Annotated in this window: 11 protein-coding genes; 6 read left to right on the top strand and 5 right to left on the bottom strand. The window is 64.6% G+C overall.

Features of this window, described 5'->3' with window-relative positions:
- Positions 1–345: 345 nt before the first annotated feature.
- Positions 346–1,518 carry a hypothetical protein gene (locus tag BTO20_RS00970; RefSeq protein ID WP_157680108.1) on the top strand — a complete coding sequence of 391 codons (1,173 nt, stop codon included), beginning with the start codon at positions 346–348 and terminating at the stop codon, positions 1,516–1,518.
- Here BTO20_RS00970 and BTO20_RS00965 read toward each other — a convergent pair.
- The gene (locus tag BTO20_RS00965; RefSeq protein WP_087072603.1) at positions 1,515–2,312 is read right to left on the bottom strand and encodes a hypothetical protein; all 798 of its coding nucleotides are present in this window, start codon (positions 2,310–2,312) and stop codon (positions 1,515–1,517) included. The genes BTO20_RS00970 and BTO20_RS00965 overlap by 4 nt on opposite strands.
- Positions 2,313–2,355: 43 nt before the next feature.
- Entirely contained in the window at positions 2,356–3,576 is a 1,221-nt protein-coding gene (locus tag BTO20_RS00960) for an NAD(P)/FAD-dependent oxidoreductase (protein ID WP_087072601.1), read from the bottom strand.
- A gap of 201 nt (positions 3,577–3,777) precedes the next feature.
- On the opposite strand from BTO20_RS00960, the gene BTO20_RS00955 reads away from it, so the two are divergent.
- Positions 3,778–4,803, top strand: coding sequence for a fused (3R)-hydroxyacyl-ACP dehydratase subunits HadA/HadB (locus BTO20_RS00955; RefSeq protein WP_087081410.1), 1,026 nt, complete (start codon positions 3,778–3,780; stop codon positions 4,801–4,803).
- A gap of 4 nt (positions 4,804–4,807) precedes the next feature.
- Here the strand turns inward: BTO20_RS00955 and BTO20_RS00950 are convergent, their stop codons facing one another.
- Positions 4,808–5,542, bottom strand: a complete 735-nt coding sequence (locus BTO20_RS00950) for a DUF1906 domain-containing protein (RefSeq protein WP_408632222.1) — start codon at positions 5,540–5,542, stop codon at positions 4,808–4,810.
- A gap of 324 nt (positions 5,543–5,866) precedes the next feature.
- Between BTO20_RS00950 and BTO20_RS00945 the strand changes: the two genes are divergently transcribed.
- Genes BTO20_RS00945 through BTO20_RS00930 form a run of 4 tightly spaced genes read left to right on the top strand, consistent with a single transcriptional unit; the run spans position 5,867 to position 11,456 of the window.
- Complete coding sequence (locus tag BTO20_RS00945; protein WP_157680107.1) at positions 5,867–8,347, top strand: hypothetical protein; 2,481 nt, start codon at positions 5,867–5,869, stop codon at positions 8,345–8,347.
- A complete protein-coding gene (locus BTO20_RS00940) occupies positions 8,344–9,606 on the top strand; it encodes a hypothetical protein (protein ID WP_087072594.1) in 1,263 nt (420 codons plus the stop codon). Before BTO20_RS00945 ends, BTO20_RS00940 begins: the two co-directional genes overlap by 4 nt.
- A gap of 15 nt (positions 9,607–9,621) precedes the next feature.
- A complete protein-coding gene (locus tag BTO20_RS00935) occupies positions 9,622–10,221 on the top strand; it encodes a hypothetical protein (protein WP_087072592.1) in 600 nt (199 codons plus the stop codon).
- Positions 10,218–11,456 (top strand): hypothetical protein, encoded by a 1,239-nt coding sequence (locus tag BTO20_RS00930; protein WP_087072590.1) that lies wholly within the window; start codon positions 10,218–10,220, stop codon positions 11,454–11,456. The genes BTO20_RS00935 and BTO20_RS00930 overlap by 4 nt, the downstream gene beginning before the upstream one ends.
- On the opposite strand, the gene BTO20_RS00925 is transcribed toward BTO20_RS00930, so the two are convergent.
- Entirely contained in the window at positions 11,457–12,269 is an 813-nt protein-coding gene (locus tag BTO20_RS00925; protein ID WP_087072588.1) for a class I SAM-dependent methyltransferase, read from the bottom strand. It lies immediately after the preceding gene.
- Positions 12,266–12,808 (bottom strand): hypothetical protein, encoded by a 543-nt coding sequence (locus tag BTO20_RS00920; protein ID WP_087072586.1) that lies wholly within the window; start codon positions 12,806–12,808, stop codon positions 12,266–12,268. Before BTO20_RS00920 ends, BTO20_RS00925 begins: the two co-directional genes overlap by 4 nt.

Here is a 12,808-nt window from a genome sequence, read left to right as displayed (position 1 = left end):
CAGCGTTCACCGCCCCAACAGTCCCCAACCCGATGAACGCCATTGCCGCCACATTCGCACCTATTGTCATTGAGTCCGTCATGCCCTTCTAGGAATTTGTTCATCGATTCGTCAACTTTATAGAGCGACATACAATGGCGCGCGACTTCATATCGAATTCAAATAGAAGTGAGTTGCATATCGAATTCAGGCCAAACACATACCGAACAATGCGGCGCCGGCCGATCCGGTGGCGGAGCCATCGCGTGCCCGCTCCTCGGCGTTATCGTTAGCACCGAGCGCCGACGCGACTGCGGTCGAATGAGGTGCACCGGTGCATCTCGGGCTGTGTCGAAGGAGGTTCTCGTGTCGGAACCCGTGACCCTCTGGATCATCAAGAAACTCTTCGATGCGGCATCTGACCCGATCCGTAAGAAATACAGCAAGAAATTCAGCGCACTCATCCTCGGGGACCCCCTGGAGAACGCGCTCAAGGGGCCGACCGACGTCGCCCTGAAAGCAGCGGTCGCGTCCGCCCTGGGTGCCGAGGCCACCGAGGCACAACGTCAACGCGCGTTCAACATCTTGGAGATGTTCTGGAAGGACGGGGTCAATGTCGGCGGCGCCCCGCTCGGCTCCACCATTACCGAGACCCTGCACAGCATCGTCGCCGCAGGAATCAACGAGGCCAACGCGCCGGTCCGGGGGCTCCCGGAGGACTACCCGGCGACGACCTCGTTGACGTCGCTGTCGGACGAGATGGGCATCCCCAAGATCGATGCCGATGCGTTCGCTGCGGTGTTCACCGCGACGTGGCTCGCACAGGTCCGCATACAGTCCGTGACCAACGCCGACCTTCAACAACTCGCCAAGCTGCTCTCCGACGAAGAAACCCGCGATCAACTCGCCGGCGTCGAGTCTCGGCTGTCCGAGGAGATCCGTTCGGCGGTGCAGTCATTCGTCGAGCATGTCCTGGCCGATGGAGACCTGAGCACGGCGAAACGACGAGTGTGGTTCAACAATCACATCCGCCCCGCCCACCAGCTCATGCACGAAGTCGCCGAGGATTACCAGTCGGGGTTCGGGGAAACACTCGAGGCGCTGCGCACCGGCACGAGCCTGACAGAAACAATGCAGCGACTCAGAACACTGCGACGCAGGAAGATACTCGGGCGCACGAGCCTCGATCGCGTCGCCGCGAAGTTGGAGGCCGACCGCAAACTGTTCGGCACATCCGTCGACGCACCCTTGATCGAATACGTCAAAGCGGTCCAGGCGTTCAAGCGCGCTGATCGGTCCTTGGATCCGCCCTACGGCACCTGGTACAGCACCTACATCGACAAGTTCGTCGCGCTGATCGAGCGGGGCGCAGACCCACACGAACGATCGAACTACTCAGAGATCGCGGCCGTCACCGACCTTCCCGGCCAGCTCGCGGTCGCACTCGAGAACGTGGTCGACGTGGTGATCCCGCAGCGATGGGCCGCATACACGGATGCCTACCTCGAGCTCCAAAAGGTCGTCGAGGCAACCGACTAGCGGTCGTGGTCGACGGTCCCACCGCCGGGCGGCGCGGACGCGGGTTGCGGCTCATCCGATGTCGGTGTGCCACCGATGAAGTCGTCCCAGTGCCGGCGTACCGGTGCCCAGCGTCGGTCGAAGGCGGCGGCACGGCGTTGGGCATGTGCCAGCTTCTTCGCGTCGTAGCGCCAGCGCGCCCACGGTGAGGTCGGTCGGGCCAGCCGCACGGCGGCCACCCAGGCGACCGGTGAGACGAACAAGCCGACCAGGGCGGTCGGGTACTTGCCTTTCAAGGCCGTGAGGGCGACCACCAAGAAGTGGAACACGAGCAGCACCACCGCCGCGATCCGCACCGCGGTGACGGCCCCGGGGACGTCATGCACCTTGACCGGTGACACCCCGACCGCCGCCAGACCGATGCATGCCGCCGCGAGGGTGACGATGTTCACCGACAGCTGGCCTTCCTGCGACCAGTACACGTCCTGCAACCGGAAGATCATCGCGAATTCGTCGAGCACGAGGGACGCCCCGACGCCGATCAGCACACCCGCCACATAGGTCCACACCGACAGCGGTGGCGAACCGACGCCCATGAACGCACCCGCGATGAGCAGCAGCACTCCCGGCGTCGAGTGGTGCATGTGGACGCCACCGGTGCTGACGTTGTGGAAGGGGCCCTTGCCGGCTCGGATCAGCCGGGTGATGGTCCGGGTCGTCACGAAGGTCACGACGAACGCCACGAAGCTCAGCAGCAGCGGCCCTTTGTACCCATGGACGATCTCGTGCTGCCACCACTCGTTGAGCCAGACCATCCCCAGATAGTAGGGATCAGGCACGTGACCTGCAGTTCGTGCCCTACTCTCCGCGGGCGGGTGCGGTCTGCAGGGTCGGGGCGGCCGCTGCCAGCAGTGCCGTCCTGTCCCGATCCAGCGGCGGGTAGATGCGTTGGGTGTTGATGACGCGCTTGGTGATCTTGGCCTGCTCACCGTCGGCCACCACGTGGCGGTCCCAACCTTCGGTATAGACGGCGCCCGCCGGACCGAGGTCGAGAACCGTGACGTACCAAGGGATTCGCAGGGGCAGCAGGGGTTCACCGCACAAGTCGCTGATCACGTTGTAGCCCGCGTACCGGCCCATCGGCCGCGAGTGCTGGCACGACATCACCGAGAGATGTTCGTCGTCCATGCGCGCTGCGGCGACATCGCCCGCGGCGAACACTCCGGGCACGCCGATCACCCGCAGATAGTCGTCGACCGGTACCCGCCCCAAACCGTCTCGCTCGACGCCGAGTTGCGCGGTCAACGGGTTGGCCCGCATGCCCGCGCACCACACGACGGTGGCCGCCGGCAGCACCTCACCCGAGGACAGCGTGATGCCCGTCCGGTCGACGGTGGCCACCCGAACACCCGTCATCGCCTCTACTCCGTTGTCCGCCAACGCTTTCTCGATGACCGGACGTGCGGATTCACCCATGTTCGAGCCGACGTAGGGGTTGTGGTCGATCAGCACCACATGCGGTGTCACGTCGCCGCCGAATGCCGTCCTCATGATGTCCGGCAATTCGCACGCCGTCTCGATGCCCGTGAGACCGGCCCCAACCACCACCGCCGTCGCCGCCGTGGGGTCCCCGACGCAGCCGGCGAGGGTTCGGAGGTGATCCTGCAGCCGCTGCGCGGCGTCATAGGTGTCGACGTCAAACCCGAACTCCAACAAGCCAGGGAGGCTGGGGCGGACCACCTCGCTGCCCACCGCGAGCACCAACCGATCGAAGCCGTACGTCGTGCCATCGGCCAGGGACACGGTGCGTGCCGCTGTGTCGATGCCGGTCACGTCACCGACGACGTGCTGGACTCCGGCGGGTTCGAGTACATCGTCCAGCGGTATGCGGCACGCACTGATGTCGGCTTCATAATTGCGGACCCGGATGTCGTGGAACGGTTGCGCGCTGATGACCACCACCTCGACGGCGTCGGGCGACACACCGAGCTCGTCAAGGCGACGGGCTGCTCCGAGCGCCGCCCACAAGCCTGCGAAACCGGATCCGAGGACAAGCACGCGATCGGTCACCGAATACATGATTCCAAGAGCCGGTTCGAAGGGGACCGTTTTGCGGCGCCGAAAGGCCGCGCTGATACGGGCTCGGTCACGTGACATCGATAACAAACACGTACGGACACCCAGCGGGGACGGGCATCAGCGTGTATTGGGCCCGGTCGGCACGTTAATGTGCTGTGGTCGGCTTCAGCGAACAAGCCGATGGAAGAGTTGAGCACATTCATGACCGCAGCAGAGACGTCGGCACTCGAATCCCGGGTCGGCCACTATTACCAGGCGGACGACACCTACCGAGTCGGCCGCGAGAAGGTGCGCGAGTACGCCCGTGCCGTGCAGGACTACCACCCCGCACATTGGAACGTCTCCGCCGCCGCTGAGCTGGGCTATTCCGGTCTGGTCGCGCCGCTGACGTTCACTTCGACCCCGGCCATGGCGGCCAACCGTCGCATGTTCGAGTCGGTGGTCGTCGGTTATGACACCTACTTGCAGACCGAAGAGGTCTTCGAGCAGCATCGCCCGATCGTCGCCGGCGACGAGTTGCAGGTCGACGTGGAGCTGACGTCCGTGCGCAGGATCGCCGGCCGAGATCTGATCACGGTCACCAACACTTTCACCGACACCGGCGGCGAGCGCGTGCACACCTTGCACACCACGGTGGTCGGCGTCACTGCGGACGACATCAACCCAGGGACGATGGCGGCCGTGCAGAACGCGATGATGCACGACGTGGACTTCTCCGGTATCGGCGCGTCCGACGCCGACTATCAGAAGACCGTGCGGCCGGAAGGCGAGGTGCGCATCGCCCGGCCTGACACGCGTACCCCGGGGACGCCGTCCTTCGAGGACGTGAAGGTCGGTGACGAGCTGGGCGTGCACAACTACCGGCTCTCTCGCGGCGACCTGGTGAACTACGCGGGCGTCGCAGGCGACGCCAACCCGATCCACTGGGACGAGGACATCGCCAAACTCGCGGGTCTGCCCGACGTGATCGCCCACGGCATGCTGACCATGGGCTTGGGCGCCGGATTTGTCTCCGCTTGGTCGGGCGACCCCGGTGCGGTGACCCGCTACGCCGTGCGGCTGTCTCAGCCTGCCATCGTGTCGGCCAAAGAGGGATCGGACATCGAGTTCAGCGGCCGCATCAAGTCGCTGGACCCGCAGACCCGCACCGGCGTCGTCATCGTCGCGGCGAAATCCGGTGGCCGCAAGATCTTCGGCCTGGCGACGATGGATGTACGCTTCCGCTGAGCCGTCATCTCGCGAGCTCCCACTGGCCGAAATCGGCTGCCAGAACGTCATTTACGTCAACATGGATGCCGTCGATCACGAAACCCGGGTCGGACGCGGTGACGACCTCCCTCTGGAAGAGCACGGCGGCCGGCTCACGCTCGCCCCGTGACCAGGCCTTCGTCTGCCAGGCCCACCGATAGCCTGGGTTGCTCGACGCTCCGATGACGCCGTCGGCGATGGCCCAGCCGCACTGGCGGCGCCCACCGTAGATACCGGTGCGGGCAACGCCGAGGACGGAGTTGATACCTCGAAACCATTGCACGGCTGTCGATTTCCATGTCGCGGCGTCGATGTCCTCGTCGACACTGAAGAAGATGGGTGCCGTCACCGGGCCGCCGGCGGCGGTGTGCAGTCCCACAGCCGTCTGAGCGTCGGCCACGCCTCCTTCGTAGCCGCGGGTGAAGTCTGACGGCGTCGGCCACCCAGGCTTGCCGAACTGGTAGCAGCTGACGATCTGCAGGCCCGCCGCCCGGAGGCGGTCGGCATAGTCACGAGTGACGGGCTTGAAGTCGAAGGTGGCCCCCGGCCGCAGTTCGGAGACGTAGACCAGGGCTCCGCCGAATCCGGCGGACTTGATCTGCTCGGGCTGGACCAGCCGGTCGGCGAAATCGACGAGTTGCAGGCCGTCGGCCGATGCTGCCGGCATCCCGAGTGTCGCGGCCAGAGCACCGGGAACGGCCAGCGCCGGTGCGAGCAGCGCCGCACGTTTGAGAACTTCGCGCCGTGAAGCAGTTTGCGTCACGCAGGGTAGCGTATCCGACCATTGCGGTCTCACCCCATGCGTTGGTCGAACCGGGCGCCCGCAACTCTTTGACAAATCAGACAACAGCAACGAACTGTGCCGTAACTGTCGCCGCCGCCGGGACTGCCGGCAGCGACCTCAAGTGTTTTCATTCGCGACGACTGCCGCGAGTCCCCCTGCGCCTGTGGGAAATTGGAGTAGTGCACTACGCATTCACTGCGGTCACCTCGATGGCTACCTTGGCACCCAGATCAGATCCGCCGTGGGAGGAGACCACCCGTGACTACCTCATCCATGGAGAGCGAGTCCTACGCTCCCCTCTCCCCGTTCACCGAAACGTTCGACTTCGCCGAGCAGGGAGAAGCATTCCCGGCAGAGTCGGAGAATCTGGAATCAGCCAGCAGCACAGGCGGTTTCGAGTTCTTCACCGAACTGGAAAGCCCGTTCCGCTCGGCCTACGACGAAGTCGTCGCCGAGGGCTCGGACATCCACCGGGAAGCGTACGACGAAGTGGTCTCGAGCCTGTACGAGAGCGAGTTCTCCGAGGCGCTGTACGAGCTCGCGGCCGAGGCGTCGTCGAGCATGTCCGAGCAGATCGGCGAAGCCTCCACGAACGAGGCCGAACGCTACCTCGAGAACTACATGACACCGGTAGCGCGCGAAGCAGAGTCGTTTCTGGAGCGGTACGCGGAACAGTATGCCCAACACGACATCTCGCAGATCACCGAGCAAGAACTGGATCGGCTCTTCGAGACCATCCAGCCCAGCTTCGAACACCTCTCACCGGGTGTCGAGAACTTCCTCGGGGGACTCTGGAAGAAGGCAAAGGCGGTCGCCGGCGGAGCAATCAGACTGGCCAAGAAGGGAATCGCCGCGGTAGGTAAGGTCATTCCGCTCGGCTTCATTCTCAACGGCCTGAAGAAGATCGTCCGGCCCCTGCTGAAGCGAGTACTCGATCTCGCACTCAGCCGGCTACCCGTATCACTGCGGCCCGCCGCACGGAAAGTCGCGACCAAACTGTTCGGGATCGGCGAGACCGAGGGCGAATTCGAGAGCTACTTCGGCGGTTCCGCAGAACAGATGGAAGCCGCAGGCAACGAACTCCAAGCACTGGCACATACCGACGTCGACTCCATCCAACACGAGATCGACGCCAAGCTGGTCGGTGAACTCTTCGCCGAGTCCAGCGAGAGCTCCGAAGCCTGGATGTCGGGCGAGTCCGTCACCTCAGAGACCGAAACCGACCACCGGCTGGCCGAGCTCGACGCCGCCCGTGAGCGGTTCATCACCGAGATCTCGCAGGCCACCAACGAGGCCTCCATCAACACGGCCATGGAGAACTTCATTCCGGCCATCATCGCGGCGCTGCGCATCGGTATCTCGGTCATCGGGCGCGACCGGGTTGTGGGGTTCCTCGCCAAGTATCTTGCCGCGCTCGTACGTCCCTACATCGGGCCCACGATCGCCACCCAACTGTCACAGGCCATCGTCTCGACCGGTATGAGCATGATCGGCCTCGAAGTGCCCGGCAACCAAACCCAACTGGCCGCTGAAGCCGTCGCCTCGGCGGTGGAAGGTACTGTGCAGCGGCTCACCGAACTCGAATCCGAGACTTTCGAGGACCAACGCCTGCTGGAGGCGGTGGTGCAGGAAGCATTCGCCGAAGCGGCATCAGAATCATTCCCCACCAATGTGATCCGGGAGCAATACCAAGAGGTCTCCACGCGCCTGCGGCATCGCGGAACGTGGATTCTGCGTCCGCGCAACGGCCGTAAGCGCTACCGCTTCTACTCCCGGCCGCTCGATGTGACGGTGACACACCAGTTGGCCAAGTCGGTGACCGGCTTCGGCGGAATTCACTTGGGTACCTTCCTGAAATCGCGTTACGGCGTTACCGGGCCCGTCGCGTGCAAGGCGTACCTGTTCGAGGCCATGGTCGGGACGAAACTCTCCACGATCGCGCGTCTGGAGACCCACGTGCCCGGTCTGGGTCCCACCCACCCGCGCGGCTGGCGGCTGTTCATACCGCTGACCCGGCACAATGCGACCGCTCTCTTCGGCGAGCCTGGCCTCGGTCGAGATGTGCCCAACCACTACCTGCATTCACACCGCCGCATCGCAGTCCGACAGCGGTTCGTCGTGCTCGTACCCCAGCGGGCACACACCACGGCACACCCGACAAGCCCGGGCACATCGTCGCAGCCGGTGAAGCTGCGTGGTCACTCGAGTCAGGTGAACATCACGCTGGACTTCCCGACTTCCACTGCGCGCCTGTGCATTCACCTCGACGAAAGCGACGCGCAGGCAGTGGCAGCCTCGATCCGGCGCGGCGAATCGGTAACGCCCGCTTTGATTCTGCTCAGGCGTGTCTACGTGGCCGGGGTCAAGAGCGTTCTTTCGGGAAATGCGTCCCGCCACGTCAAGATCATCCACGAGGTGGCATCCGAGGAACAGTTCGTCGGTGGTGCGCTCAGTGCGATCGGCGCGAAGATCCTCGAAAAGCTCGCGGACAAGGTCATCGAGTGGGTCGGTACCGCGGTCTCCGAATACCTTCAGCGCCGCAGACAAGAGTTCCTCACCGCAGCCGACAAGCCGGCCCAAGGGGTCACCATCGTCGTCGCCATCCGCCACGCGGGCGCGATGAAACTGCTCGACGACGCGCTGCGCGGTAAGGGTCTGGGCTCTTTCACAGCGGTGGCGCGGGCCATCCTGGGTTCTCCCGAAGTCACCGTGCGTTCGGTAGCGGGCTTCCAGTCATGATCAGCCAGCAGGACTCCATCGTCTTTGAGCTCAGAGGCGAGATCGCACACTGGCAAACAGCGATGGTCGGCCTCAGCGACTTGGAGAACTTCGCCGCCACCAGCGCTTGGCAGTCCCTGGAACGGTACGTCGGCGTCGCGCTGCGTCGCCACCTGACGAGCCTCATCGGGGCCACCCAGCTCGAACTCGACGCCCTCCAAACCGATCTGCGCGCAGCTTCCACGGTTGACGACCTGCGTCGCTGCCACGCCCGGGTCACCCGGTTCCGCCGACGGTTTCTGCAACTCGAGACGGTACTGAGCTTCTACGGCAATGCCGTTCGTTCCCGGACGAGTGCGGCACTCGGAGAACTCCTGCGTGCCTTCGACTTTCTCGCCGCGGAAAGCATGCGGGCCGCGTTGCGCCCGCTGCGCCTCGACACACCGCCTGTTCTCGTGTATCTCGACAACGGGCTCGGTGCGTCGATTCTGCGGGCAGGCTGGCGGGCGTGGGAAGGCGGATCACCGTCCCCGGCCGCGGCGATCAAACTCACGCGGTTCAACATGATGCGGCCGACGTCGATGCTGCACGAAGCAGGCCACCAGGTGGCACACCTGACCGGATGGAACGACGAGTTGACCACCGCTCTGCGGCGCGGCATCGCCGATCCGATCGTCGCCGAGATGTGGTCAGGCTGGGCGACTGAACTCGGACCAGACCTCCTTGCGTTCGCGCACAGCGGGTTCGGTGCGGTGGCTGCGCTGCACGACGTGGTCAACGACGTCCAGCGGGTGTTTGCGTTGCCGCTCGGTGATCCGCATCCGATCGCCTACCTGCGGGTGCTGGTGGGTGTCGAGATGTGCAAGCGCTTCTATGGCACGGGCCCCTGGGATACCCTCGCACAGGCTTGGCAGGTCGCCTATCCGCTCGCGGCGGCACCTGCCGCGGTTCGGCCGTTGATCGAACGCAGCATCGAGTCGCTTCCGCGGATCGTCGAGATCGGCCTGCGAACACCGATGCGGGCCTTCGCCGGTAAGGCACTGTGCGACGTCGTCGACCCGGGCCGGGTATCACCGGCCGCGCTGGCGGACCTCGAGCGCACAGCCGGAACCGCGCTGACGGTGTCGAGTCATTACCTGCAGTCCGAGGGACTGCGTCTGTTGGCGCTCGCGTCCTACAACGTGGCAGCCAAACCGGAGAGTGCCGCCGCGTCGGCGCGCGATTTCGAGATCTGGATGCGCCGGCTGGGAACCCTCACCGACGCGGCACAAGTAGCGTGAAAGGGATTGAGAGCCATGCCAACAACAACGTCGGAGTCCGCGCGCGGTGCCAGCGGCGGACAACCTTCTGCCGGTAACGGCCACCAGTCCGGCGGCGACATCGAGCTGCTCACGACTGTGGTCAGAGCATTCGGTAACCAGCTCAAAGAGGGCAATCAGACACTGCTGGATCAGCTGATCAATGCCCTCGGTACCCGTTTCGTCATGCCGGGTACCGACTACACCGCCGAGGAACGGCAGATCGTCAACCGGTATGCGGCACTGCGACAACAACTCGCGGGCCCCGATGACGACGATGTGATCGGCCCCGGACGGCTGGTCTCGCTGCACGTCTACGAGTGCGAGACTCAACCGGTGGTGGTCTTCGTGCTCCAGTCTGCCGCTGCCGCAGACGATGTCGCGTTCAGCACCGGTGTCGACGGCGGCGTGCTCAATGTGGTGCCCACGCCCTTGACAGTCCGGTGCGCCGGCTCGACCAGCGGCCGCCAGTGGTACCAGGCAGTGATACCGGACGGCGCGACGACCGGACCCGTCACCGTTCGCACGACGGCTAACGAATCCTTCACCACCACGTTCGATGTGCACATCCCCACCGCAAAAGGAGCAGTCCGATGATGCTCGAACTGGCCAGTTGGTTCGCCGACCTGGAACGTGCCAGTGGCACAACCGATGTCATTGAGCAGGCCACCAAAGCGGCCAACGATGTATTCGCCCTGCACCCGGAGGAGATCCTCCGGTTTCTCGAGGAGTCATGGGCGTACGGAAGTCAATCACTGCCGGGCTTCCAGTTGCCGCCGGCACTGCTCTACGGCCAGGCACCCGGCTTCGAATCCGGGCTTCATAAGCGGTTGAGCGCTGTCAACGGCACCATCTACGGCACCCTGCCCACCTGGGCCTCGGCGCCGCCGCCCGATTCCGGCACGGGAGCGCGCTGGGACCACCTCATCTACGCGTATCTCATCGAGAACACACGTCTGCTCCCGATCTTCTTCCGGGTGGTCACCGAGTTCCTGCACGGCGAGCGTCTCGAAGTACCGTCGCCGGCCACACAGCAGTGGTTGAGAACCACCGAGGCCCTGTTCATGCGTGACCTACCCTCCCGATCCATCGGGGCGATCACCAGTTCGGTCCGGCCCGACCTCGAGGCCACCCGGCGAAACGCCTACTACCGGCTGTTCGGGGTCGACCTCAACCACGGAGCCAACAACGGGGCCCCGTACAGCTATGTACGCGCCCAAGCCGCCAACACCGGCCTCATCCGCACCTTCGAGGATTTCCTTCGCGAGGTGTGGACGGCGTCGGAGAATTACCGAAATACCAGTGGCATCAACAGCAAAGACGACGCAGCCATCGCGACGCATGCCCGGGACATGCAGGACATGCTGACCACCCGACGTCGTTTCGGCAACCTGGCGCGCGAAGAATTCGTGATCGTCAGCATGCTCTCGTGGTTCGACCTGACTCTCGAATCGAACAACTCCGTCGTCGTCGATCTCAAGGCCACCGCCGCCAGCCCCGAGGAACGGCTCCGGAAGATCGGTGAGCGCGTCGGGCTCGCACCGCACGCGCAGTCGGAGAGCTTCTTCCGGCTTGCGCCCCGGATGTCACCGCTGTTCCGGCACATCGAGGAGGGCGTCTACAACTCGATCAGCGCAGTCAGCGCGCTCTATGCCGACCCGACCTCGGGTCCGCCGAACCAACTCCGCCGCGACATGCTCGACATCATCAACCAGTGGTCGATCGCGACCGGCCGCGACATGAAGGCCAAGCGCACGACCCCGACACCGCGAACCGCTCCCGTCAACGGGCGGGCGCTGTTGGCAGTCGGAAATGGTTCTGCCGCACGGTAGCTAGCCGATCGCCCGCGCCACCCCCTGGATGGCGCGCAGCCGTCCGTCGGCGAGCGCGGCCGTGAGGTTGTGGGCCTTGCGAGCGAAATCGGGAACGAAGGTGTGCAGCCCGAGCGCCCTGACCGGCTGCGAGAGCACCGTCTGCATCAAGGCACCGGCCTGATCGGTGAGATCGTTCCACTGCTCGACGGCGAACCCGGCGTACGCGACCGCACTTCGTAATTCGTCGGGTGTGACCAAGAAGCTGACGCCGGGTTGATCGGCCCACGGCAAGGGAAAGTCCGGCTCCTCGCCCTCACCACGCGTGATGTCCCACAGCGCCAGGACTCCCCCGTCCTGCAACACCCGGCGGGCTTCCCGGTACAAGGCCGTCTTGTCGGCGACGTTCATCTGGACGTGCTGGCTCACCACGGCCTGAAACGCGCCGTCGGCGAAGGGCAGCGCCGTGACGTCCGCCGTGCGGACGGTGATTTGGTCCTCCAGTCCCACAATATGATTGAGCCAGCGGGCGGTATCGCAGTACTCCTCGGTCAGATCGACCGCGGTCACCGCGCAGCCGTACCGGTCTGCGAGGTAGCGGGCAGTGCCTCCTACCCCGCTGCCCGCGTCGAGTACGGCGGTATGGCCGGTGATTCCGGCGAGATCGATCAGTTGGCCGGTGGCGATGCGGCCCATGGTGTGGAAGTCCTCGAGTATCCCCAGGTCCGCGGGTTGGAGCTTTCCGAGGTTCAACCCTGCGCCGGTCAGAGCCTCCTCGATGTTGCTGCGGGAGAGGCCGGTCGCGTACTGGTCGTCGATCCGGGTGGTCCTCATGGTGTGGCCTTTCCGTCAGGCAATGCGATGTGTACGAGTTCAACGGGAACCGGCAGGCCGAGCATCCGTAGCAGCGCTGCAAGTTTGTCATCGAGCTGTGCTCCGACCTGCGCGATACGCGCGTCGCCGAAACTGTCGAACTTGCTCGACGGCTGATCGATGCTGAGATGCACGGCGCCCTCGGTGTCTTCATAGATCTCGACGCGCAGCGGTGCGTACAGCATGACACCGGGATGGTGACGGTACATGGTCTCGACGATGACGTTGTTGCCCATCATGTAGGTGATCGCGCGGGTCGTATGCCCCACCAGCCTCATCATCGGGGTCGGGTCGAGCGTCCAGAAGGTGGCGAACGAATGCGGCGCGTGGTCGGCGGTGTAGCGCTGCACCTGCGCCAGGTCGCCCGACTCGATCTGCTCGGTCAGCTCTGCGAAATCCATTGCCGGAACCAGTGATTCAAATCGGTTCCGGAGGTCGTCGAACGGCGCGTCCGAATCGATCACAAGGCGGTTGACGAGGTGGGCAATGGTCTCGGGCAT

It is taken from the genome of Mycobacterium dioxanotrophicus (assembly GCF_002157835.1).
In the GTDB taxonomy this organism is placed as follows: Bacteria; Actinomycetota; Actinomycetes; order Mycobacteriales; family Mycobacteriaceae; genus Mycobacterium; species Mycobacterium dioxanotrophicus.
The sequence above is the reverse complement of the archived record's forward strand: the minus strand, read 5'-3'. Positions and strand labels throughout refer to the sequence as shown.